Below are 23,326 nucleotides of genomic sequence, written 5' to 3' on the forward strand. Positions count from 1 at the left end.
CCTTCTAAATACTGAATCAATAAGATTTTCACCAACATGATCGGATCTTTTGTTGGGCGACCAATGCTGTATGGATAAAAAACTTCCAATTGTTTTGATACAAAATTCCAGTCCATCACTTGATCCATCTTCACTAACTGATGCGAGGGATCATACATCATCTCGTAGAACTTTCGATTCTCTTCAATCTCTCTTCTGGAGTATGTAACGTACATAAAAAAATCCCCTCACTTATTTCATTAATGAGAGGATTTTATTGGAATGTTCACATTTTGTCTATAGACGATTTTGTTTTTCAACAGAATGCCTACTCTATTAAAGAGTAGGCTTCTCTAGTACGCCTTTAGAAGCGAGCACCAATGATTCAATCTTATGCCAATTATTTTCGTGTAATGCCGTCACAATGGCACTGCCGACAATGACACCATCTCCAAGTGCCCCCATACTGACCACCTGTTCAGGTGTTGAAATACCAAATCCTGCTAGAACCGGAATTTCACTTGCTTCACGTAAGCGAGCAAAATGGCCAGCTAAATCATCTGCAAAACTTGAGCGAGCCCCCGTGATGCCATTGACTGTCACAGCATAGACAAAGCCTTGACTAGCAGCCGCGATACGCGTAATTCGTTCAGGTGGGCTTGTTAATGATACAAGCTGGATTATGTCAATACCATGAGGATTTAATGCCTCCTGTAATATAGCACTTTCCTCAAGTGGAACATCAGGAACGATTAATCCTGTTACTCTTCCTGCCACACAAGCTTTTGCAAACTCCTCTAAGCCGTAAGCTAAAATAGGATTAAAATAAGTCATAACCACTAATGGTACATGAATCTCAGTTCTAAAGGAGGTCAGCTCTTCTAACACCTTTCGTAATGTCACACCTGCTGCTAAAGCTCGTTCACCTGCTCGTTCTATTGTTGGACCATCTGCAACAGGGTCTGTAAATGGAATACCGACCTCAATAGCAGTAACTTCCAATTGCTGCAGCTTTAGAATTGTTGGTCTTAATGTTTCTAGCCCACCATCTCCTGCCATAATATACGGCACAAATGCTTTATGACCAGCAATATTTGTTTGTTCAATTGCCTGCTGTAATGTTGTCATGATATATCCCCTCCTAATGCTTTACGGACTGTATGAACATCTTTATCGCCTCGGCCCGATAAGCATACGACAATGATGTCATCTGTAGACATCGTTTTTGCTAGCTTTGCTGTATAGGCGATAGCATGAGAGCTCTCTAACGCAGGAAGTATACCTTCTGTACGGCTTAATAACTGTAAGCCTTCTAGTGCCTCACTATCTGTAATCGAATCAAAATGAGCACGACCAATATCATGTAAATAGCAATGCTCTGGACCCTTTCCTGGGTAATCTAGCCCAGCAGATATAGAGTGAGCCTCCTGTACAAAGCCATTATCATCCTGTAATAAATACATAAATGCTCCGTGCAATACACCTAGCTGTCCACCAGCAATAGCCGCTGCATGTTTTCCTGTTTCAATACCACTTCCCGCAGCCTCTACACCGTATAACGCTACAGCTTCGTCATCGACAAAGGGATGGAACATACCAATTGCATTACTGCCACCACCGATACAGGCAACAACTGCGTCTGGTAAACGTCCTTCCTTTTCAAAAATTTGCTGTCTCGTTTCAATACCAATAATACGCTGGAAGTCTCTGACGATTTTTGGAAATGGATGTGGTCCTAAAGCTGAGCCTAAAATATAATGCGTATCCTCAACATTTGTCACCCAATAGCGAAGTGCAGCATTAACAGCATCTTTCAATGTTTTGGAACCTGTTTCGACAGACTCCACTTTTGTACCAAGTAGCTCCATGCGAAATACATTCAACTGTTGACGCTTGATATCCTCAGCACCCATAAAGACAACACATTCTAGGTTTAAAAGAGCACATGCTGTTGCAGTGGCTACACCATGCTGCCCTGCTCCTGTTTCCGCTACAATTTTCTTTTTGCCCATGCGTTTAGCCAGCAGTGCTTGACCTATGGCATTATTGATTTTATGGGCGCCTGTATGATTTAAATCTTCTCGCTTTAAGTAAATTTTCGCACCACCCAGCTTCTGTGTTAAGTTTTCTGCGTAGTACAACGGTGTCTCACGCCCAACATATTGTTGTAAATAATAGGCTAGTTCATCCGTAAATTCCTGATCGCTCATTGCCTCATCATAAGCTAACTCTAGTTCCTGCAAGGCCGTCATTAATGTTTCTGGAACAAACTGTCCTCCAAATTTACCGTAACGACCTTCCTTTGTCGGTACACTATTTGCAATTGAATTTACCATTATGCTCTTCCTTTCTTTACAGCTTGTATAAATGCATTTATTTTTGCTTCGTCCTTTATACCATCTGTCTCCACACCGCTCGATACATCTACCATATAGGGCGACACCAGAGAAACAGCCTCAGCAATATTTTCAGCTTTTAAACCACCTGCTAAAATTAATTTCTCTCGCGGAATCCCTGCCATTGCTAGAAGTGTCCAATCAAACGTGTGACCACTCCCACCTTTAAAATCGGTGCCGGGTGCATCGAATAAATAATAATCAACATTATAATTAGCTGCCGCACGAACATCTTCTTCATCACGAACTGAAAGTGCCTTAATAGCTGGATAACCTTGCTGACTGATAAATTCGGGTGTCTCTTCTCCATGGTACTGCACATAATCTAATGGCACACCTTCTACAGCGGCTTGCAGTTCCTCCACACTTGGATTAACAAAGACTCCTATTTTCAAAACACCCTTTGGTACATATTTGGCTAATTGATGTGCCTGTTCAATAGAAACTTGGCGCTTGCTTGGGGCAAAAACAAATCCAATTGCATCTGCTCCTGTCTCTACTGCAGCTCGTACATGCTGCTGTTCCTTCAATCCACAAATTTTCACCTTTGTCATACGGATGCCTCCACCTTGCTTACCTGTAAACTTTTTAGTGCGGCTCCTGCATCACCACTACGCATCAAGGACTCACCAACAAGAACACCACTGGCCCCCATTGCTGCCACCGTTTTAGCATCTTCCTGGTTCCAAATGCCACTTTCACTGATTAACACATGCTCCTCGTCGAATGGGAAAGCCTCTGCAATTTCACGCGTTCGTTCTAAGCTCACCTCAAAGGAACGTAAATCCCGATTATTAACGCCAATCAGTTGAGCTCCTATTGCCAAAGCTCGTTCAAGCTCCTGAAGATCATGCACTTCAACTAATACCTCTAAATTCAAACCTGTTGCATAGTTATATAAATCACGTAATAATTCATCTGTTAATGCAGCGACGATTAATAAAATAATCGATGCACCTGATGCTTTGGCAAATCGAATTTGTACACGATCAATCATAAAATCCTTACAAAGAAGAGGTGTTTGAACAACATCGGCAACTGAAGCTAAATCCTCAAAGGATCCTTTAAAAAATTCCTTATCTGTTAGTACAGAAATAGCGGCTGCTCCTGCTTGTTCATATATTTTTGCTTGAGCAACTGGATCTGCTCCTTCTGCGATAAGCCCTTTGGAAGGTGATGCACGCTTCATCTCAGAAATAACCTGTAATGTTTCCGATGTTCGTAATTGCTCAAATAATGATGATCGCGGCTTTTCTGTAAAATAAGCAAGTGGGTCAGGTTGTTCAAGTAATGCACATACCTCTATTTTTTTCTGTTCAATAATTTTATTTAAAATATTCATTGTCCAACCCCCACTTCTTTAATTTTCTCGCTGAAAGCAGCGACTGCCTCTAATTTTTGTAATGCCCGCCCACTAAAAATGCTATCCCTCGCCATGTCTACGCCCTCTTTAACTGTTTCGGCTTTTCCATAACTGAATAGTCCAATACCAGCATTTAATAATACTGTGTCAAAGTAGGCACTTTGTTCACCAGCTAATAATTTTCGCATAATAACGGCATTCTCATCCGCATTTCCCCCTCGGATTGACTCTAGCGGCGCATAGCTAAGCCCTGCATCCTCTGCGGTTAATGAAAAAGGTATTAAGTCTCCTTTATCCACTAAGACAAAGGTATTTTGCCCAGCTAATGACGCCTCGTCTAGCCCCTGTGGTCCTGAAACGACCATCGCTCGTTCACGTCCAAGCATTTGTAAAACCGAAGCGTACTCCATGACAAAATTAGGTCGATTTATACCCGTAAATTGCGTTGATAATGAAACTGGGTTTGTAAGAGGACCTACAAGATTAAAAATTGTTGGTTTACTCAGAGCACGACGCACCTCTCCAATCCGCTTTAATTTTGGATGTACATTTGGCGCATATAAAAAGGCAATCCCCTCTGTCTCTAGCAGTTCAACAGTTTGCTCAATTGTAATATCGGTATGAATACCAAGCGCTTCTAAAACATCCGCACTTCCTGATGCTGAGGAAATTTTGCGATTACCATGCTTAGCCATTTGAACACCTGCTCCAGCCAAAACGAAAGCAGATGCTGTACTGATATTAAAGGTATTCAAACCATCGCCGCCTGTACCGCAATTATCCATATATACACCTGCTTTTGCAGGTACATCAAGCGCAAATGACCGCATAACAGTTGCCAATGCTGCTACTTCATGTGCTGTTTCACCCTTAGTTGATAATGCTGTTAGAAAGCTAGCTATTTCCTCCTTCGGTGTGTCATCCTGGAATATCCAATTTGCTGCCTGCAGCATTTCTTCATATATGAGATGCTCGCGCTGCTGTACTTTTTGCTGAATAGCTTCCATTAATGTTGACCTCCTTCTTTTTCAAGTAGCCGTAAAAAATCTCGTTCTTCCTCTTCTGACTGTTTCAAAATTTCGTTGGTATTTGTATATTTCGTAACCGTTACAGTTGTTTGCATATGCATTGTTTCATTGGCTATCACCATTGATTTTCCTGTTAAAGCAAAATCAAGATGACCATTGAAGCCAATAAACCCAAGGGCACCGCCAAAAATACCTGTAGCCTGACTAAATTTATCCAAATAATCCTTGACCTGTGCCTTTGGAATTTCTGTTGATGCAAAAGGTGGTAATGTAGCAGCTAAGACATCAAGTCCATGAAGCATCGGTAAAATTTGACCCTCAACCCTAGATGTCATGTGTAAAGCTTGCTTAGAACGCTCAATTTTCATCGCCTCAATCACCTGAATCGAATCTCGGAAGCACACTGACCGCAGCTCTTGCTGAATGGCGGAAACTAGTACCGCATGAGATTTTCTCACTTCTGTGCTTTCCACTAGTTTTCGTTCTTGCTCCAAGTCTTCACCCTTAGTTTTACCTCTAGGAAGCGTTCCTTCTGTTGGGGTTGCAATAACCCGCTCACCCTTAACTCGAATAAGGCTTTCAGGAGATGTTCCTAATACTATGTGATCCTCAAATTCTACATAATACATATAGGGTGCCGGATTTTCCTTCCGTAATTGACGATATAAAGCGAAAGCATCTCCTTGTAAATCAGCTATTAAGCGCTTTGAAAGCACAACCCTTACCGTCTCTTCATCCAAAATATTTTTAATAGCAGTAAGAGAGCTCTCAAAATGTTCATTCGCTAAGTATTCCTTTGGAGCATAGTGACAGTTTGTATCCTCAGCCTCTTTACCTTTTAAAAGCTGTTGTGCTAGCTCTTCTAAATTTGGTTCTTTTTTTTCTGCATCTATATTTGTATGAATTAGTGTAACTTCGTCTGTTACATGATCAAAAACAATAACTGTCTCATAAACATGGAAATGCACGTCAGGCAGCTCCATATTCACCTGTACAGTAGAAGGAATTGACGTTGCCCCATGACCTACATAACCAACAGCGCCTCCTGAAAATGGGAACTGCGTAGTATTGGAAACGCGAGGCATTAATCTTTTCAATAACACAAATAAATCACCTTTATGTGTATATGTTTTTCCCGTTTTATAGGAATACTCTTGAATTTCATCTCCTTGACCTTTATATGTTTTTCTAGGGTTAGCACCAATAAAAGAAAAACGTCCTGCACCCTCATGCTGGGCTGAACTCTCTAGCAAAAATTTATGATTACCTTGTAAGCGTCTAAAAATTAAAATCGGCGTTAAAGAATCACCATTAATTGTTTTCATTTTTGTTCTTGAACTCGTAGATAGCATAAGTACCAAGCTCCTTTTCAAAATTTCCCCTGAATGTAATCACTGTTTAAATAGTTGCTGAAAATAAAAAAAGCCCTCTGCAAAAAGGATTTTTCCTAATTGCAGAGGACGATTAAGACCGCGTTGCCACCTCATATTAGAGCATATTGCTCTCCCTTATGTGCTGTCCTAGCATGACATGAAATCCATCACACAAAGATAGTCCGAAGACTTTTAACTTTTTAACCTGCATGGTCATTAAAGTTAAAGCACCCCCTATAACGTGGGGAAGCCGTTCGCTTTTATTATAAGCGACTCTCATAAGTCCATTCACATAAGCTGCAAATCAGTTCACACCATCCACTGACTCTCTAGATTGCACACTTACACTACTATTCTTATTCAACAATTTCTCAGCTATTCTTATCTAAACTCAGCTCATCTGTTCTATGGCCAGCCTCGCTCCCGAGACCTTCTACCATTGTTCGAACAAAAAGTTAGCCTTATTCTATGCCAAACCAACAAAATTGTCAATCAATTCTGAGAAAAAGAAAAAATACGAATGAAATGATGAAAAGCATTACTAGTAAAAATCGCTTTTATCTATTCAACAAAAAGGAAGTAAAAATACCTAAATTTAAACTTTTTCCAAGTATTGACCTTGCAAAAATATCAAGTTATAGTAATTTCAGAACATTGATTCTCTAATATTATGAAGGAAAGAAGGAACGTAAATGTCCGTTCGCAAAAAACTAAATATAGGATTTATTTCATTAATTTGTTTATTACTGATTTTGAGTATTCTCTCATTTCTGCAATTTAAAGTAGCGAAGAGAGATATAGATGAGGCATTAAATCATCGAATTGTTCAAATGCAATTAACAGAAAAAATACAGCAACAAATTGCCTCTCAAGGCCTATTTTTACGTTCCTATATTTTAAATAGTAAAGATGAAACGGCGAAAGCTAATTTAGAAAGATATGAAAAGCTATTGCCTGAGACGATTCAAGAACTGACAAGTATCGTTCGTTCAGATTATACAAAGGGTATTATGGAGCAAGTAACTGCATTACAAAATGACTTACTGTCTAGTTCCGAAAAGGCGATGCAAGCTTTTACTAATGGCGACCCTGATTTAGCATTATCCTACATAAATAATGATGTGACAAAATATAATAGGGAAATCTTTGCTTTGACAAAAGAGCTATTAGAATATCATAATGAACAACTGCAAAAGGTTGAGCATAATGTGGATTTAACTGTATCAAGAGCTATCATTTTCTCCATTGTCTTGCTTATTGTAAGTGTTTTTGTAGGACTATACTTTATGAATTTTGTTAAAAATTCTATCATACAACCTCTGCGACAGGTAATCGTTGCAGCTGATGCATTAGCGCAAGGTGATTTAACAATCGCCCAACTTGACTATAGCTCAAAAGATGAAATTGGTATTCTTGCTACAGCAGTAAATACGTTAAAACAAAATTTATCTAAGCTAATAGGAAGTGTTCAAGATAGTGCCACACATTTATCTGCTGTTTCTGAAGAGCTTTCTGCAAGCACTGAGGAAGTGACAGCTACGTCAAGCGATATTGCACACCGTGTAAAAGAAACAACGAATCACTTAACTGCATCAGCCAGCTCAGCTCAGCAAAGTACAATCGCTATGGATGAAACCGCATCTGGTGTACAGCGTATAGCTGAGGCTACACAATTCTTACATCACAACGCTCTCAATATGACACATCTTGCCAATACAGGTGGTGCAACCATTTTAACTGCTAAAGATCAGATGGATACAATCTCTGGAGCTACAATACGTATTGCTGATTTAACAAAAAAACTTAGTAAGCAATCTGAAGATATTGGCCAAATTACAAAAGTAATCACAGCCATTACGGAGCAAACCAATTTACTGGCATTGAATGCCGCTATCGAAGCAGCAAGAGCTGGTGAACACGGCAAGGGCTTTGCAGTCGTTGCAGATGAAGTGCGAAAGCTAGCAGATGAATCAAATCAATCTGCGAGTCAAATTGTCGCAATTACAAATGAGATTCAAAAGGATACAAGAAATGTCGAGGATGCTGTTAATGAAGGTTTAGCATCTGTTCAGGATGGTGTAGCTAAAATATATGAGGCAGGTGATGCCTTTGACGCTATTTCATCATCTGTTCAAGACTTCACAGACCAAATTGAAGATATTTCAGCTACTTCGGAACAAATTTCAGCTGGCGCTCAAGAAGTAGCCGCCTCTATAACAGAAATTGCCACTGGTGCAGGCATTTCAGCAGATAACTCCCAAATTATTGCCCAGGCAGTTGAAGAGCAAGTAGCTACAATGCAGCAGGTCAATGCAGTAGCTGAGGAGCTAAGTGACAACGCCCAGCAGCTACAAGCCTTACTCCAACAATTTAGACTTTAATGGACAAAACAAAAAGAATCTGCAACTTTCCAACGAAAGCATGCAGATTCTTTTTTATCATCAAAAACAGGGAAAGAAAATTTCCTTCCCTGCTCCAAATTTAAAGTCATATTTTAAACAACAGGCTCGTCAGTACCCCATTGCTTCTTCTCTTTTTTGTGAATCTGACCATCTGATTTTTTCATTTCACGAATTTTTAATGAATACCAGATTTGTGCTGCAATACAGATTGATGAATACATACCTGTTATTAAACCAATTAATAACGCGATTGAGAAGTTTTGAATCGATGGTGCACCTAAAATAAGAAGTGCCACTGTAACGATAATAACCGTTAACACGGTGTTCACAGATCGACCCATCGTTTGACGTAATGATTTATTAACGATATTCGCTAACACTTCACGGTCCTGAATCGTATCATATCGATCTAAGTTTTCACGCATCCGGTCAAACGTAACAATTGTGTCATTAATGGAGTAACCAACAATCGTCAATACAGCCGCAATAAATGTGATATCAACCTCTAAACGCATAAAGCTAAATACCGCAACAATTAAGAATACGTCATGTAATAAAGAGACGATTGCCCCAACACCCATGCGCCACTCGAAACGAATCGCTACATAAATAACAATACCAAGAGCTGCCAGTGATAAAGCTTTGATTGCGTTAATCACAAGCTCTTTACCAACAGTTGGCGACACTGTACTTACCCCAGGCTCATGACCATATTTTTCGCCCGCTTCTTTTTTGAATTTCAAAATATCCGCTTGAGATAGATCTTCTTTATAACGAATAACCGCAGAGTTACTCTTTTCTCCTGCTAAAATGATATCCTCAGATGAGAAGTTGATACTATCTAAGTACTTAGATACTTCTTCTTTAGTTAAAGTTTGATCTGAGTCAATTTGCACACGCGTACCACTTGAGAAATCAATACCCAGGTTTAGACGGAATATACCAAGAACCACTAAACCAGCCACTAAAATAGCTAATGAGAATGTATAGAATTTCTTACGGTTGTGTACAAAATCAAAACGATCAAATTTTGTTGATAAATCTAATGTTCCGATATTTTCATCTAAGCTATGCTGTTTCGATTTCGCAATACCAAACCACGCAGGATTGTTGAAATAGCCACTATTTACAAGTAATCCTTGTAATACTCGAGATCCCCAAACAGCTGTTAGGAAGCTTAGTAAAATACTAATAATTAATGTTGTTGCAAACCCTTTAACAGAGCTTGTCCCGAATTTAAATAATACAGCAGCAGCTAATAATGTAGTAAGCTGTGCGTCAATAATCGCTGATAAGGACTGCTTCGAGCCGATTTGGAATGCTTGTTTTACTGAATGACCAACTCGTAGTTCCTCACGAATCCGCTCAGCCGCTAGAATATTGGCATCCACAGCCATACCTATACCGAGCACAATCGCTGCAATACCTGGAAGTGTTAAAACAGCATTAATCCAATCAAAAACCACAAGTACTAAGAAAGTGAAAATGGCAAGTGTAATGATAGAAATAAAACCAGGCAAACGGTAGTAGAATAGCATAAATAAGAAAATTAATACTACACCCACAATACCAGCGAAAACGGTACTTTTCAGTGCTTGGTCACCAAACTGTGCACCAACTGACGTAGAATAAATTTCATCAAGCTTTACTGGAAGTGCACCAGCATCTAATATACCTGCTAAATTCTTTGTTTCTTCAACTGTGAAGTTCCCACTAATCATTACATCTGTTGTATTTAATGTTTGACTAACTGTTGCAGCAGATGCATAACGAGGCTTCGCTTTTTGTGATTCAGTTTTATATGAATCAACACCTTCTTCAAAGTCTAACCATACAACGAGTAAATTTTCACCTGCTGGTTTAGCGGCAATTTTACTTGTAATATCAGCAAATTTTTTCGCATCTTTTAATGTTAATGAAACGATTGGGCGATTCTGCTGGTCAAAGGAATCCTTTGCTCCACCTGGCTTTAGGTCATCACCATCTAATAGTAAATTATCATCGACATCACGGAATGTTAAATTTGCAGAAGTAGACAATAATTTACGTGCTGATTCTTGGTCTTCAACACCGGCTAATTGCACACGAATGCGGTTTTTGTCTTCAACCTGAATACTCGGTTCACTTACCCCGATAGCATTTACACGTTCACCAAGTGCTGTTGCAGTTGCCGATAAAACACCCGGTGTAACTTCTTGTCCCTCTTTTAATTCTTTTACCTCATAAAGAACCTCAAACCCGCCCTGTAGGTCAAGACCAAGCTTAATGTCCTTTAAGACGCCGTTTACAGTCGTACTAATGGCTGCTGTAAAGAGCACCAAAATCAATACGAATGCAACTATACGACTTTTTAGTTTCATTTATAAATCCTCCTCGAATAGGGTGTAAGAGCATTCCTTACACTACAAACAAGTATAATAGCAAGACCTTTTGAAACGTCTATTCCTCCTTTTCCTGTAGAATAATGTAGCCTGTGCTTCAAAAAGGTTGCTCTACTTATTTCAATCGTTCATAACGCGCAAATTTATCTTTTTAACCTCTACTTTTCATAACAGCTATTAGAGGTATAACAGTAAAAATACTTATTTCAATAAAAAAAGCGCAACACACTCATTATGAAACAGGTTGCGCTTGGTGTCAATTCAACACTTTTAGTATTCTTTTATTATTTGACAATTTTTACACAGTTCTTAAACTTTAACTGGTCCAAGTAGCATTTTTAACTCTTCTGCGTTCAATTCTGAAAACCAATTATTACTTTGTAAAAACTCTACTTGATTAAAAGATACAATATCCGACGGAGATACAGAAAAAATAGTAGCGATAATCTGATGTAATCGTAATTGTTCGATATTTTTTTTACGCCATTTTTTCTCTATACAATAGCGCCAAAGTTCTTCTGCTGTAATCGCATCGTATTGAAAATGCTGAAACTCTCCTATCTTACTATCAATTGCCGGACGAATTTTTTCAAATAGTTGCTCATATTGCACACTCATTTTGAATCATCTCCAATCAAAGTTGTATCGTAAGACATGTTTGCATACAAATAGTGTAAATGAATTTTTGCGGCTTGAGAAGGGACGGATGGCATGAGTTCTTTTGTACGAGGTACACTATTTTTGATGTTCGTGATTTTTTTATCGAAACTCTTTGGCTTCTTTTATAGAATGCAGTTTATGCGGATCGCTGGTGAAGAAGCAGTCGGTATTTATATGACCGTCTATCCTGCTTTTATTTTCTTTATCTCACTCATTCAACTTGGACTACCTATCGCTGTAGCAAAAATTGTAGCAGAGCTACTAGCAAAAAACAAACGTGAAAACATCTTTGGTGTTATGAAAACCGCTATACTTTGGTCATTTATTGGTATGATCATCTTTATGCCAATTGTTGCACTAGCAATACCATATATCTCGACTACACTATTACATAATGAACATACAACCTTTACGCTCTGGATTGCGCTCTTTGCGGTGCCTGTGTCAGTTGGCTCTGGGCTATTGCGCGCTTATTTACAGGGTATCGCGAAAATTACACCAACAGCTTGGTCTCAAATGCTTGAACAACTTGTACGTATTGGCTTTATCACATTTATGCTTCCATATGTAGCAAATTATAATAATGCTTCTGTAACAGCAGCCTCTGCCATGGGGATTACGCTTCTAGCCGAAGTCATTGCTTTCTTATATTTGTGGATGCATTATATTATTTCAAAGAAAAAATTATTGACAAGAAAAAATAAAATCGAGGCATATCCTTCCTCACCCATGTTACGAGTAGCCCTCCCCTCTGCTGGAAGCAAGCTATTTGGTTCCTTTACATGGTTTTTAGAGCCGATTATCTTTTTAAAGGCTCTAACAATGGCTGGATTGACAGCCTCCGCAGCAACGATTCTTTATGGTGTTATTTCGGGCGTACTAGTGCCGCTTTTGTTATTTCCGGCTTTTGTATCCACTGCACTGTCAATTGTCCTAATTCCGGCTGTTAGCGATGCTGTAGCTCGTCAGCATACACCACTTTTACAGGAACGTATCTCCGTGTCGTTGCGATTATCGTCTTTAGTGGGATGTATTGCCGCTACGTATTTTTTTGTTCACGGTGATGAACTAGCGATGAAGCTCTTTCATCTACAAGAAAATCGAGGTTATGTGAAAATATTAGCCCCTATTTTTTACTTTTACTATATTCAAAGTCCATTGCACTCGATATTGCAGGCAATAGGCGAGGCCCGCGCTGCCATGATGAACTCCATTTACGGTGGTCTAGGAAAGCTATTTGTCATGTTTGTGCTCGCTTCTCAGCCTGGTATACAGGAAAAGGGGGCAGTTGTGGCAATTGGATTTGGTGTATTACTTACTTCGTTCTTGCATATCGCAACAGTCAGACAACGCAAAAATTTACGTGCAGGCTTTAGAATGTTTGTAGTACCTTATAGTTGCTTTATTGGGGTTTGCGTCACTCAATATTTTTTAATACCCATCATGTCTTTACCTTTTATTTTAAGTAGTTGTGTAACTTTATTTTTACTATTTACTTTTTTAATTTTCTCGAATCAGCTACGTTTTACGGATGTCCAGTATCTACGGAAATTAGTGAAAAAAGTTTAAGATTCTTTCAGTTGAATATGGAGTCGATTATCTTCCCAAATACAAAAAAATACAGTTTTACAATTTGTAATATTATTTTTGGCTAACTCAGCTATTAGCCACTCAGCATCCTTATGCAGAAGTTTCAAATGTCTTTCTTGAATATCGCCATCGATTATCAGTGGGTATACAAATGCCTTTTCATCTTTCTCATAAACAGAAAGATTCCCAGTGGGCTCCAAATAAGCGTAAGCAACTTCTGTAACAGAGGCAGTGCCATTTTCGCGCAATTGCTGACACAAATCATCTAAATTATAGCGTTGCTTGCGCATTTCTTTTTCTAAAATGACACCATCCTTAACCAGTAAAACTGGATCACCATCCACTAAATCACGAAATTTTTTATTTTTTAATGATAAATAAGCACTTCCTATTTGAATAAAAAACAACATGATAATTGGTAAAACGGCATGCATTAAAGGAGTTTCAAAGTCATCAAGTGCAAATGCGGCAACCTCAGCCATTAAAATGGATACCACTAAATCGATGACAGATAATTCACCAACCTCACGTTTACCCATTAAACGAAAAATGATTAGAATAAACACATAGATAAAGCATGTTCTAAAAATAATAATTAAATATTCTTCCATACAGTCACCCCCATACTAACAAGGTGACCGTGTATGTTGCATTTTATACAGAAATGCTTAGTCAAAAATAATTGAAATGGCGATAAGAAATACAAAAGGCATTATCCAAATTTATGTTGGACAACACCTTTAAATCGAAGTTTAGTTATTTTTCACTTACAATGCGTCCGATTGCTTGACGATCAAATTTTACACGTACATTTTCTGAGATTTTCAATGTTACTGCTGTATCCTCAATCGAATCAATCACACCATGTAAGCCACCTATTGTAATTACTTTATCTCCACGTTGCAAATTGCTCTGCATATTTTGTGTTTCCTGCTGTCTCTTTTTAGCAGGGCGGATTAAAATAAACCACATTGCAACGAACATCAACACTATCGGTATAAATTGTAAATACGAATTCATAATTCTTGCCCCCTTTCCATTATCACTTTTTTTAGTATAGACTATTCCACCATTAAAAAGCGATGGACAAGCCCAAAAATTTTCTATATTACTAATATTTTTTCTATAATAGACAATATTTTGCTAGAAATATACACTATTCACAGTGATTCACATTATCTTTTGACTATTTTTTGTGCATATCTTTTTGCCTTAAAATTAAAAGTTTTTAGCATCTGGGCCATTAAAGCCGTATTTCTCGAAAAACTCTTCTCGGAAATCACCTAGACGATCTTCACGGATTGCCTCACGTACTTGCTCCATTAATTTCAATAGGAAGTGTAAGTTATGGTATGACGTTAAACGAATACCAAACGTTTCCTCAGTACGAATAAGATGTCGAATATAAGCACGTGAATAATTTTTACAAGTATAGCAATCACAATTCAGATCAATTGGGCCAAAATCACGAGCATACTTTGCATTCTTCACTACTAAACGTCCTTCAGAAGTCATTAGTGTACCATTACGTGCAATACGTGTTGGCAGTACACAGTCAAACATATCAATACCACGAATTGCCCCGTCGATTAATGAGTCAGGTGAACCAACCCCCATTAAATAACGTGGTTTATTTGCAGGCATTAATGGTGTAGTAAACTCTAAAACTCTATTCATGACATCCTTTGGTTCACCAACGGACAGCCCTCCAATAGCATATCCTGGGAAATCTAGCTCGACTAATGCTTCTGCTGAACGACGGCGTAATTCCTCATATTCTCCACCCTGAATAATACCAAACAGCCCTTGCTCTTCTGGACGGTTATGTGCTTCTTTACAACGCTTCGCCCAACGAGTTGTTCGGTCAACAGATTGTAGCATATAGTCGTAAGTTGCAGGGTATGGCGGACATTCATCAAAGGCCATCATAATGTCTGAACCTAAATCATTTTGAATTTCCATTGCCTTTTCTGGGCTTAAAAACAATTTATCTCCATTCAAATGATTGCGAAAGTGAACCCCTTCTTCTTCAATTTTTCGGAATTGACTAAGTGAGAATACTTGGAAGCCACCTGAATCTGTTAAAATTGGGCGATCCCAGTTCATAAATTTATGCAGGCCCCCTGCTTCCTTGACAATATCATTGCCTGGACGAAGCCATAAATGGTACGTATTAGATAGGATGATACCTGCATTCATTTCCTTTAGCTCCTCAGGAGACATTGTTTTAACGGTTGCTTGCGTCCCTACTGGCATAAAGGTCGGTGTTTCAAAGGAGCCATGTGGTGTATGCACGATACCAAGACGTGCTCCTGTTTGCTTACAAGTATGAAGTAGTTCATAACGAATTGCTGGTTGTGTCATAAAATAAATATTCCTCTCTTATCTGAAGTAAAAACAGTACTCCGATTTTATCCTTAATTATCTCTTCGGACGAATAAACATAGCATCACCAAAGCTAAAGAAGCGATATTTTCCCTCTACAGCTTGATGATAGGCACTTAAAATTGTCTCTCTTGTTGCAAGCGTACTAACAAGCATGACAAGGGTAGATTTCGGCAAATGGAAATTTGTAATTAAGCCATCTACCACTGTAAATTCATAACCTGGGTAAATAAAAATAGAGGTCCAGCCTTGTTCTGCTCGCACTTCTCCATTATATTTAGAGCCAATAGTTTCTAGTGTTCGTGTAGAAGTTGTCCCAACTGCAATCACTTTGCCACCATTACGCTTTATACGATTAATCGTTGAAGCAGCTTCTTCTGTCACACTATAGAATTCAGCATGCATTTCGTGATTTTCAATGGAATCTACACTGACAGGTCGAAAAGTTCCGAGTCCCACATGTAACGTGATAAAGACAACCTCCACACCTTTTGCCTTTACTTGTTTCAGTAATTCTTCTGTAAAATGCAGTCCCGCTGTTGGAGCTGCAGCTGAGCCTCGTTCTTTAGCATAGACGGTTTGGTATCGATCCTTATCCTCTAATTTTTCGCGAATATATGGAGGTAAGGGCATCTCACCAAGCTGTTCTAAAATTTCATAAAAAATCCCATTATAGTTAAACTCAAATGTACGTCCGCCATGATCAAGCTCTCCTGTACAAGTAGCTGTCAGTAAGCCATCTCCAAATGTGACAATTGTACCGACTTTTACACGCTTTGCTGGCTTCACAAGTGTTTCCCATTCATCCGTACCAGCCATTTGCTTTAATAACAATACTTCTATATGGGCACCTGTTTCCTCTTTTATGCCCATTAAACGCGCTGGCAGTACTCTTGTATCATTTAGCACAAGGCAATCACCAGCATGTAGCTCATCTAAAATATGTGCAAAATGATGATGCTCCACTACATTTGAGCCTGGCGTCACAACCATTAATCGGCTAGCTGTTCGATCGACAAGCGGCGTTTGGGCTATAAGCTCCTCTGGTAATTCAAAATCAAAATCTTCTACACGCATGAAAAAAACTTCCTTCTTCTATGTTTGTTGGGGATAATCATATCCAAAATGTTCGTAGGCTAAATGACTAGCGACTCTTCCACGTGGAGTACGCTGGATAAAGCCAATTTGCATTAAATACGGCTCATAGACATCTTCTATTGTAATCCGCTCCTCACCGATGGATGCAGCTAATGTATCTAAGCCTACAGGACCTCCCTTAAAGCGCTCAATCATATTGGTTACTAGTTTATGGTCTATATGATCAAGTCCTCTAGGATCGACCTGTAACAGCTCTAATGCTTGCTTTGCAAGATTCTCTGTTATCATACCATCTCCAAGCACCTGTGCATAATCTCGCACCCGCTTCAACAAGCGGTTTGCTATACGAGGTGTTCCACGCGAGCGTCTAGCCATTTCACCTGCTGCTACTTGCTCAATTTCCACATCAAATAAATGTGCACTACGCACGACAATCTCAGCAAGTGATGTATCATCATAATACTCTAACCTCAGCAGTACACCAAAGCGATCCCTTAAAGGTGCCGATAATGCGCCAGCCCTTGTTGTGGCACCGACGAGCGTAAATGGTGGCAAATCAAGACGGACAGAACGTGCTTCAGGCCCTTTACCAACAACAATATCTAAGCAAAAATCTTCCATGGCTGGATAAAGTACTTCTTCAATAGCACGTGGCAAGCGATGAATTTCATCGATAAATAGTACATCTCCAGGCTCTAATGAACTTAAAATAGCTGCTAAATCTCCAGGACGTTCGATTGCAGGTCCGCTTGTCATGCGCACATTGACATTCATTTCATTGGCAATAACAGCAGCTAGTGTCGTTTTCCCAAGTCCAGGAGGTCCATATAATAGCACATGATCTAAACTTTCCTGACGAAGCTTTGCTGCTTCAATGAAAATTTGTAAATTCTCCTTTACTTTATGCTGTCCAATATATTGTGCCAATCGCTGGGGTCTTAAAGATAATTCAAATTGCTCATCATAGCTGCCTGCCTCACTAGCCATCATACGTTCAGACATGTACTTTTCCCCCTTTCACTATTTCAACTTAAGTAGCAATTGTAACGCTTGTTTCATAAAGGCATCTGTCGTTTGCAGCTTTTCATTTTCCTCAAGCTGTGGACGTACTTTTTCAAGCTCTTTTTCAGAATAACCAAGTGCCAATAAAGCAAGAATTGCCTCCTCCAGCTCATGTTTATACGGGTTTACACCGAACAGTGGTAACTCATCCTCAGTACTAGGCAATTCAATTGTGTCCAGTATGGAACCAAGCTTGCCTTTTAAATCTAAAATCATTTGACGTGCTGTTTTTTTTCCTACACCAGGGAATTTTACTAAAAAAGTTTCATCTTCTCTTTCAATAGCACTAATTACCTGCTGTGGGTTACCTGTAGCTAAAATAGCCAACGCTCCTTTTGGCCCAATTCCTGAAACTAAAATGAGCTTACGAAATAATTCTCGTTGGTCCAGATTAGGAAAACCATATAAAACTTGCGCATCTTCACGTACGTGTAAGTGTACAAAAATTTGTTGTTCAAGGGCTGATGTTCTAAACGCAAATGGATTCGGTGTGTTTAGCTGCCAGCCAATTCCTTGCTGCTCTAGCACAATATACTCAGGGGTAATACGTGTTATTTGTCCTTTTAAATAGTCATACATCTATAATCCCTCACATTCATCGTCTTCGATTATAGCATATAGCGAACGAATGCTCGACTATAAGAAATAGTATAGTAGTTGCACCCACACAAAAATGACCGCCAAAAGACGGTCATTTTTTCATCATTCTATCAATATCGTACCACAATTTTGGCCAGTATGTGAGGGCACGTTTTGTAAACGGTACTAAATAATCTAAAAATACTAGCTGCTGTTCTAATGGTAAATCTACTGCAAAAAGCCATTCTCGTAATAGTTCATTTGGATATTTTAAACGATGTAGCTTTCTTTTATCTAATCGTTTCAGCTCTGGTAGCTCTGAAAAAATTTTAGTAAGGTCATAATCTACCGCTGGTAATACCCGATGTAACCATAAAATATATTCATCATCTGCTTCTCCAAGATGTGCCAAATCAAAATCAATTAACTTTAATTCGCCATCAGAGCACCTTAAAAAATTATGATGTACAACATCTCCATGTAAAAGTGTAATATCTTTTTCGGGTACATCCTCCATAGAGATTAACTGTAAGGATTTATCACTATAGTGTAAAATTTGATCTATTTCTTCTTTTGTTAAAAAAGCGCGGAATTCATTGCGTCTGCTCTTAAAACGTAGATAACGCATTTGCCATTTTAAAAGCTGTGAATAAGTGTGTAAACCCGGTACTTTTTTCCAGGATATTTTTTTATGGGTATCATGTAAAGCAATTAATAGCTTAAGAGATTCTATTCTGTCCTTTTTATGAGTAAAATTAGCACTGTGGCTATCCTCTTGCCATACTTGCACAATTAAATTTTCATCATCACTCTTCACTATAGGCAAAATTAACGAAGGCGTAAGCCGTCCAAGCTGTCGATGGATTGCCTTTACCTTTTCTGTTATTTCTAATTGCTTTGCACGTTTGACAAAATAGGTTTTGGAGCGATATTTATATTTCCAAATATTAGGCTTTAACTCCTCAATAATATATGCTTTTTCACCATCGATAAGGCGTCATCCCGCCTGGGTATAAGTGCGGTGACACCCATGGTCCACATGTCGGGCATGGCGGTGGGCAAGCCGATGGACATGGTGGCGGTGGTGGGCATGGCGGTGGGCAGTGACATGGGTCCATTTGCCAATTCGGCATCATTGGTTGAGCATTGCAACCACAAGACTGCCCCATATTCATCTCTGGCATAGGTTGGAACTGAGGCTGCGTATATGCTTCAGGTTTTTGGAAGAACGGTGATGTGCTTGACTCTAAGAAATTCTCCATTCCAGCTACATGACTACCCTTCATTTCACAAGATGTTGGTTGCTGTGGCATTGTATAGGCTTCTACTTGTGGCTCCATTTGCATCGGCATCTGCATTGGCATCTGCATTGGCATCTGCATTGGCATTGGCCACCACATATGATGATGAACTGGCTGATGACAGCTAGAACAATGTGGTACTGCTGGCATTTGTGGTGGCATGATATAAATTGGTTGTGGCATTGGCGGTGGCGGTGCTGGTTGTATAACAGGTGGCGGTTGAATTTGTACTGGTGGTGGAGCAACGTTTTGTGTTTGCTCTATCTGCGGCATAACTACTTGCTGGTGCCAGCTTAGCTCTACAGGCTGTGGTACAAACATCGGTTGTTGTGGCATTGGCATCGGCATTGGATAAGGTATTGGTATCATCTGTGGTTCTGGCATCGGTGGTGGTGGCACCACAACAGGTGGTGGCATTGGTCTTTGTACCTCTTTTTTAACACTTTCTTTAACTGGCTTTGTAGGTGATTCTTTGTGCATTTGTGTTTCCTTATGTCCCTCTTTATGTGTTCCCCAGTTTGTTTCTCTATGTCCCTCTCTGTTCCCATCTCGATGCCCTTCTCTATGCCCTTCTCTATGCGGTTCTTTGTTTATTTTTTCAGGCAAAATGATTTCCATGCCTGGAACAATATAATCTGGATTAGCAAGATGGGCATTCAGTCTCTTTAAATCTTCAAACGAAACGCCATATTCCTTGGCAATCTTCCACAACGTATCTCCCTTTTGAACAATATGAATACGCAATGTTTTCCTCCCTTCCTCTCTACGTATCATATGTTCAATGTTTCATTTGGATACAAAAAATTCACGCATGTTAGAAATGCTTCATGGTACACTAGGCTTTAAGGAAAACTGCTTCCTTTATTACAGGCAGAGGTGATCTCTTATGAAAAAAATGTTAGGCGAGGAGCGCAGATTGTATCTTCTGGCACAATTAAAAAATAGTACAACACCTATAACAGGCACAGACCTAGCTAAATTTGCCAATGTATCTAGACAAGTCATTGTCAATGATATGACATTATTAAAGGCTAGAAATGAGCCTATTATTGCAACTAGCCAAGGCTATCTCTATATGCACCAGGAACACTTGCAGCATACTGTAGAACGGACAATCCCCTGTTTCCATACATCAGTGGATGCTGAAGATGAGCTGATGACCATCGTTGACTGTGGAGGCACAGTAAAAAATGTTATCGTTGAACATCCAATTTATGGTGAAATTACTGCGTCCCTCATGGTATCTAATCGGCATGAGGTTAAACAATTTATTGAACGTATTAACGAAACACAGGCAAGCTATTTATCCGAGCTCACTGGAGGTACACATCTACATGTTATTTCTGCACCTTCAACAGAAATATTAAATTTGATTGAGCGTACATTAGAAAATAAAGGCTATTTAATTGCAGATCAATAGTATTTTCTTAGCTGCTAGCCTTCTCTACAAAAAGACTAGCAGCTGCTTTTTATCTGTTATATTTTTTATTACTTTTTGGTGAGGTAATCTCAATTGTATCCCCTTCAGTTAACTGGTTAAATAAATAATCCGTCAGGGGATCATTTTTCTGGATGTTAGCACTTCGACTGATGGTCATTACATATCCTTTATGACCTGTCTTTTCAATTAGTGGGAAATTTTTTTGAAGAGAAGGTGCTTCATTCAGCATTGTTAAACGCACTGAAACATAGTTATCTGTTCCATCTATAGGTGCAATTGTACCATCTATTGGTACAATATAAATTAACACGACTAAATCGCTTTCCTGTACTTTTTTTACAACACGAAATGATTTAAAAAACCAAGTTTGCATACCTATTTTCACTTTTTTGTAGTCATTTTTTTCTAACCGAGTGGCTATTTCTGCTAATCGATAGAATATTAATTGAAAAGCAATAATTTCTTCATGTGTAACACTTTCCTCTAATGCTTCGCGAATAGAAATTATTAAATATTTACCTAAATTTTTATAATGGTCTGGTAAAAGGCCCAAGCTTTGGTACTGATGTACGATTGGTTTTATGGATGGGATAAATTGTTTTAAAGATTCTTGCATCACAGCTCCAAAAACCATATCGATTAATGACATTGCAAATTCTTCTATTTTGTTGACATCATCTTGAAACATATGTAGGAAATCTGGTTCATTGTTCTGTAATTTTTCCACAAAAAGTATCTTTATTTTTTCTTTATTCAGTTGTATTGCTGGTGCAATTTTTTTAATCTCCTTTTGAATATCCACCAAAAACATACTTTTACCTCCTTTTTTACCAAATAAATACTATTAATACTAGTGTAACATGTTTAAGGAGGAAATCGACTCAGCAATTTTAGTCATTTTTTGACAAAAAAAGCTATCCAATATAAATTGGATAGCTTCATAGCTAGAGAAATCTTTTTTGCTGGGAAGATGTAGGCAAAAGGCAAATTTTTTTTTGACCAAAAAGACGATATCTATTTTTCGCCACTGCTCGATACACAATATTTCGTAAATATGATGGTACGATAATGAAAAGATAGCAGATTGACCACAAACCATCTAATTTTCGACTGATTCTAAGAGCAGCTGTTGATTCAACATAAGCCTTTCCATGTTCGATTAATATGACACTGTCAACATTCTCTGACACATTATATTTTGCAAGGAGTGCTTGTCCCACATCACTTTGGATGGACGCAAATTGAAAATACGCTGCCTGATCATACCTAATAATAAATTGCACACTGCTATCACAAAAATTACAGATCCCATCAAACAAAATAATGCCGCCCATACTAAGCCTCCTAGCCCGTTTTTAAGATTCATCTGACGTCAAATACGTAAAGTAAGTACCAAGTGACTTTACCTTGCAGCCAAGTGCAGCTAGCTCTTCCATTGCCCCGCGCATCATAGGTTCTTTTTCATCTGCTAAGACATCAATCATAAAGAAATAGTCACCTAAGCCCGTTTTTAATGGCCGGGATTCAATTTTACTTAAATTTAACTGCCGCCATGCAAATACAGATAGCACTTGATGTAATGCCCCTGAACGGTCAGTAGGTAAGGTGATCATAAAAGTTGTTTTTGCCTGTCCATCTGATAATTCCTGTGGGAGCCGTATATTTTGCTTTGATAATACGAAGAAACGTGTATGATTAAAATGGAAATCATGAATATTTGGTTGAACGATTTCCAAATCATATTTTTCTGCCGCTGCTGCATTGCCAACTGCTGCAATGCACTCGTTTGGATTTTCGGATACATATTTTGCCGCTGCGGCAGTTGAAGTTGTTTGCTGTAATGGTACATGGCTGAAGCGATAGAATAAGTATTTATGACATTGTGCTAATGCGTGTGGATGTGAATAAACACCCTCAATTGATTCCCAATGATCCTTTTGGGCTTTATTGACCATTAAATGCTGCTGGATTTTTAGCTGAAGCTCTCCTGTAACGTATAAGATTGCCTCATGGAATAAATAATCGAGTGTCAGTGTTACAGAGCCCTCTAGAGCATTCTCCATAGGAACAACTGCTAAATCTACCTTCCCCTCAGCTACCGCCTCAATGCATTCTGGAATTGTTGCACATGGAACGAGCCACTCGGTTGGAAAGATTGCTTTTGTGGCTAAGTATGTAAAAGATGCTTCTGGTCCTAAATATGCGATTCGTTTTTCCCAATGCTGCTCTGTCATTGCAATTACCTCCTTCACTACAATTGTAGTTTATAAATTATTTTTACATATATG

Annotated in this window: 22 protein-coding genes, 1 pseudogene and 1 other annotated feature; of the genes and pseudogenes, 3 read left to right on the forward strand and 20 right to left on the reverse strand. The window is 38.9% G+C overall.

Annotation, left to right across the window (positions count from 1 at the left end; genetic code table 11):
• From ACQKIM_RS08490 to ACQKIM_RS08520, 7 genes and pseudogenes are all read right to left on the reverse strand, one after another.
• Nucleotides 1-215: pseudogene (locus tag ACQKIM_RS08490) on the reverse strand (IS1182 family transposase); the annotation flags it as partial.
• Nucleotides 216-315: 100 nt separating this feature from the next.
• Nucleotides 316-1,107, reverse strand: a complete 792-nt coding sequence (trpA, locus tag ACQKIM_RS08495; RefSeq protein ID WP_427541923.1) for a tryptophan synthase subunit alpha — start codon at nt 1,105-1,107, stop codon at nt 316-318.
• Complete coding sequence (trpB, locus tag ACQKIM_RS08500; protein ID WP_427541926.1) at nt 1,104-2,315, reverse strand: tryptophan synthase subunit beta; 1,212 nt, start codon at nt 2,313-2,315, stop codon at nt 1,104-1,106. Before trpB ends, trpA begins: the two co-directional genes overlap by 4 nt.
• Complete coding sequence (locus tag ACQKIM_RS08505) at nt 2,315-2,929, reverse strand: phosphoribosylanthranilate isomerase (protein ID WP_427541929.1); 615 nt, start codon at nt 2,927-2,929, stop codon at nt 2,315-2,317. The genes trpB and ACQKIM_RS08505 overlap by 1 nt, the downstream gene beginning before the upstream one ends.
• Nucleotides 2,926-3,717, reverse strand: coding sequence for an indole-3-glycerol phosphate synthase TrpC (gene trpC, locus ACQKIM_RS08510; RefSeq protein WP_427541932.1), 792 nt, complete (start codon nt 3,715-3,717; stop codon nt 2,926-2,928). The genes ACQKIM_RS08505 and trpC overlap by 4 nt, the downstream gene beginning before the upstream one ends.
• Nucleotides 3,714-4,745 (reverse strand): anthranilate phosphoribosyltransferase, encoded by a 1,032-nt coding sequence (gene trpD, locus ACQKIM_RS08515; RefSeq protein WP_427541935.1) that lies wholly within the window; start codon nt 4,743-4,745, stop codon nt 3,714-3,716. Before trpD ends, trpC begins: the two co-directional genes overlap by 4 nt.
• The gene (locus ACQKIM_RS08520) at nt 4,745-6,118 is read right to left on the reverse strand and encodes a chorismate-binding protein (RefSeq protein ID WP_427541938.1); all 1,374 of its coding nucleotides are present in this window, start codon (nt 6,116-6,118) and stop codon (nt 4,745-4,747) included. Before ACQKIM_RS08520 ends, trpD begins: the two co-directional genes overlap by 1 nt.
• A 101-nt stretch (nt 6,119-6,219) precedes the next feature.
• Nucleotides 6,220-6,512: a binding site (T-box leader), on the reverse strand.
• A 319-nt stretch (nt 6,513-6,831) separates the two neighbouring features.
• Here ACQKIM_RS08520 and ACQKIM_RS08525 point away from each other — a divergent pair.
• Nucleotides 6,832-8,520, forward strand: coding sequence for a methyl-accepting chemotaxis protein (locus tag ACQKIM_RS08525; RefSeq protein ID WP_427541941.1), 1,689 nt, complete (start codon nt 6,832-6,834; stop codon nt 8,518-8,520).
• A 113-nt stretch (nt 8,521-8,633) separates the two neighbouring features.
• Here ACQKIM_RS08525 and secDF read toward each other — a convergent pair whose 3' ends face one another.
• Nucleotides 8,634-10,901, reverse strand: coding sequence for a protein translocase subunit SecDF (gene secDF / locus ACQKIM_RS08530; RefSeq protein ID WP_427541944.1), 2,268 nt, complete (start codon nt 10,899-10,901; stop codon nt 8,634-8,636).
• A gap of 330 nt (nt 10,902-11,231) precedes the next feature.
• A complete protein-coding gene (locus ACQKIM_RS08535) occupies nt 11,232-11,540 on the reverse strand; it encodes a post-transcriptional regulator (RefSeq protein WP_427541947.1) in 309 nt (102 codons plus the stop codon).
• Nucleotides 11,541-11,633: 93 nt separating this feature from the next.
• Between ACQKIM_RS08535 and ACQKIM_RS08540 the strand changes: the two genes are divergently transcribed.
• Nucleotides 11,634-13,151 (forward strand): putative polysaccharide biosynthesis protein, encoded by a 1,518-nt coding sequence (locus tag ACQKIM_RS08540; protein ID WP_427541950.1) that lies wholly within the window; start codon nt 11,634-11,636, stop codon nt 13,149-13,151.
• Here ACQKIM_RS08540 and ACQKIM_RS08545 read toward each other — a convergent pair.
• From ACQKIM_RS08545 to ACQKIM_RS08580, 8 genes are all read right to left on the reverse strand, one after another.
• A complete protein-coding gene (locus ACQKIM_RS08545; protein ID WP_427541953.1) occupies nt 13,148-13,783 on the reverse strand; it encodes a DUF421 domain-containing protein in 636 nt (211 codons plus the stop codon). The genes ACQKIM_RS08540 and ACQKIM_RS08545 overlap by 4 nt on opposite strands.
• Before the next feature lie 145 nt (nt 13,784-13,928).
• Entirely contained in the window at nt 13,929-14,192 is a 264-nt protein-coding gene (gene yajC / locus ACQKIM_RS08550) for a preprotein translocase subunit YajC (protein WP_427541956.1), read from the reverse strand.
• 198 nt (nt 14,193-14,390) lie between these two features.
• The gene (gene tgt / locus ACQKIM_RS08555) at nt 14,391-15,536 is read right to left on the reverse strand and encodes a tRNA guanosine(34) transglycosylase Tgt (protein WP_427541959.1); all 1,146 of its coding nucleotides are present in this window, start codon (nt 15,534-15,536) and stop codon (nt 14,391-14,393) included.
• A gap of 57 nt (nt 15,537-15,593) precedes the next feature.
• Complete coding sequence (gene queA / locus ACQKIM_RS08560) at nt 15,594-16,634, reverse strand: tRNA preQ1(34) S-adenosylmethionine ribosyltransferase-isomerase QueA (protein ID WP_427541962.1); 1,041 nt, start codon at nt 16,632-16,634, stop codon at nt 15,594-15,596.
• An 18-nt stretch (nt 16,635-16,652) separates the two neighbouring features.
• Nucleotides 16,653-17,657 (reverse strand): Holliday junction branch migration DNA helicase RuvB, encoded by a 1,005-nt coding sequence (gene ruvB / locus ACQKIM_RS08565; protein ID WP_427541965.1) that lies wholly within the window; start codon nt 17,655-17,657, stop codon nt 16,653-16,655.
• An 18-nt stretch (nt 17,658-17,675) separates the two neighbouring features.
• Entirely contained in the window at nt 17,676-18,296 is a 621-nt protein-coding gene (gene ruvA, locus ACQKIM_RS08570; protein WP_427541968.1) for a Holliday junction branch migration protein RuvA, read from the reverse strand.
• Nucleotides 18,297-18,408: 112 nt separating this feature from the next.
• Nucleotides 18,409-19,086 (reverse strand): phosphotransferase family protein, encoded by a 678-nt coding sequence (locus tag ACQKIM_RS08575; RefSeq protein ID WP_427541970.1) that lies wholly within the window; start codon nt 19,084-19,086, stop codon nt 18,409-18,411.
• A gap of 190 nt (nt 19,087-19,276) precedes the next feature.
• Nucleotides 19,277-20,341: a LysM peptidoglycan-binding domain-containing protein gene (locus tag ACQKIM_RS08580; protein WP_427541973.1), complete on the reverse strand. Its 1,065-nt coding sequence runs from the start codon at nt 20,339-20,341 to the stop codon at nt 19,277-19,279.
• A 142-nt stretch (nt 20,342-20,483) separates the two neighbouring features.
• On the opposite strand from ACQKIM_RS08580, the gene ACQKIM_RS08585 reads away from it, so the two are divergent.
• Nucleotides 20,484-21,017 carry a transcription repressor NadR gene (locus ACQKIM_RS08585; RefSeq protein WP_427541976.1) on the forward strand — a complete coding sequence of 178 codons (534 nt, stop codon included), beginning with the start codon at nt 20,484-20,486 and terminating at the stop codon, nt 21,015-21,017.
• 49 nt (nt 21,018-21,066) lie between these two features.
• Here the strand turns inward: ACQKIM_RS08585 and ACQKIM_RS08590 are convergent, their stop codons facing one another.
• The 3 genes from ACQKIM_RS08590 to pheA all read right to left on the reverse strand — a co-directional run bounded on the left by ACQKIM_RS08590 (nt 21,067) and on the right by pheA (nt 23,272).
• The gene (locus ACQKIM_RS08590) at nt 21,067-21,849 is read right to left on the reverse strand and encodes a hypothetical protein (protein ID WP_427541979.1); all 783 of its coding nucleotides are present in this window, start codon (nt 21,847-21,849) and stop codon (nt 21,067-21,069) included.
• 133 nt (nt 21,850-21,982) lie between these two features.
• A complete protein-coding gene (locus ACQKIM_RS08595; RefSeq protein WP_427541982.1) occupies nt 21,983-22,372 on the reverse strand; it encodes a thiol-disulfide oxidoreductase DCC family protein in 390 nt (129 codons plus the stop codon).
• A gap of 21 nt (nt 22,373-22,393) precedes the next feature.
• On the reverse strand, nt 22,394-23,272 hold the full coding sequence (gene pheA / locus ACQKIM_RS08600) for a prephenate dehydratase (RefSeq protein WP_427541985.1): 879 nt from the start codon (nt 23,270-23,272) through the stop codon (nt 22,394-22,396).
• Nucleotides 23,273-23,326 lie beyond the last annotated feature (54 nt).

The organism is Lysinibacillus sp. NPDC047702 (assembly GCF_050272555.1).
Classification (GTDB): domain Bacteria; phylum Bacillota; class Bacilli; order Bacillales_A; family Planococcaceae; genus Lysinibacillus.

Excerpts from the sequence above, each read along its gene's own strand:
- ruvB (WP_427541965.1), bottom strand. The coding sequence starts at position 17,657 with ATGTCTGAACGTATGATGGCTAGTGAGGCAGGCAGCTATGATGAGCAA.
- yajC (WP_427541956.1), bottom strand. The coding sequence starts at position 14,192 with ATGAATTCGTATTTACAATTTATACCGATAGTGTTGATGTTCGTTGCA.
- trpC (WP_427541932.1), bottom strand. The coding sequence starts at position 3,717 with ATGAATATTTTAAATAAAATTATTGAACAGAAAAAAATAGAGGTATGT.
- ACQKIM_RS08585 (WP_427541976.1), top strand. The coding sequence starts at position 20,484 with ATGAAAAAAATGTTAGGCGAGGAGCGCAGATTGTATCTTCTGGCACAA.
- ACQKIM_RS08525 (WP_427541941.1), top strand. The coding sequence starts at position 6,832 with ATGTCCGTTCGCAAAAAACTAAATATAGGATTTATTTCATTAATTTGT.
- secDF (WP_427541944.1), bottom strand. The coding sequence starts at position 10,901 with ATGAAACTAAAAAGTCGTATAGTTGCATTCGTATTGATTTTGGTGCTC.
- tgt (WP_427541959.1), bottom strand. The coding sequence starts at position 15,536 with ATGACACAACCAGCAATTCGTTATGAACTACTTCATACTTGTAAGCAA.
- trpD (WP_427541935.1), bottom strand. The coding sequence starts at position 4,745 with ATGGAAGCTATTCAGCAAAAAGTACAGCAGCGCGAGCATCTCATATAT.
- ACQKIM_RS08595 (WP_427541982.1), bottom strand. The coding sequence starts at position 22,372 with ATGGGCGGCATTATTTTGTTTGATGGGATCTGTAATTTTTGTGATAGC.
- trpA (WP_427541923.1), bottom strand. The coding sequence starts at position 1,107 with ATGACAACATTACAGCAGGCAATTGAACAAACAAATATTGCTGGTCAT.
- ACQKIM_RS08520 (WP_427541938.1), bottom strand. The coding sequence starts at position 6,118 with ATGCTATCTACGAGTTCAAGAACAAAAATGAAAACAATTAATGGTGAT.
- queA (WP_427541962.1), bottom strand. The coding sequence starts at position 16,634 with ATGCGTGTAGAAGATTTTGATTTTGAATTACCAGAGGAGCTTATAGCC.
- pheA (WP_427541985.1), bottom strand. The coding sequence starts at position 23,272 with ATGACAGAGCAGCATTGGGAAAAACGAATCGCATATTTAGGACCAGAA.
- trpB (WP_427541926.1), bottom strand. The coding sequence starts at position 2,315 with ATGGTAAATTCAATTGCAAATAGTGTACCGACAAAGGAAGGTCGTTAC.
- ACQKIM_RS08535 (WP_427541947.1), bottom strand. The coding sequence starts at position 11,540 with ATGAGTGTGCAATATGAGCAACTATTTGAAAAAATTCGTCCGGCAATT.
- ACQKIM_RS08545 (WP_427541953.1), bottom strand. The coding sequence starts at position 13,783 with ATGGAAGAATATTTAATTATTATTTTTAGAACATGCTTTATCTATGTG.
- ACQKIM_RS08540 (WP_427541950.1), top strand. The coding sequence starts at position 11,634 with ATGAGTTCTTTTGTACGAGGTACACTATTTTTGATGTTCGTGATTTTT.
- ACQKIM_RS08590 (WP_427541979.1), bottom strand. The coding sequence starts at position 21,849 with ATGTTTTTGGTGGATATTCAAAAGGAGATTAAAAAAATTGCACCAGCA.
- ACQKIM_RS08505 (WP_427541929.1), bottom strand. The coding sequence starts at position 2,929 with ATGACAAAGGTGAAAATTTGTGGATTGAAGGAACAGCAGCATGTACGA.
- ruvA (WP_427541968.1), bottom strand. The coding sequence starts at position 18,296 with ATGTATGACTATTTAAAAGGACAAATAACACGTATTACCCCTGAGTAT.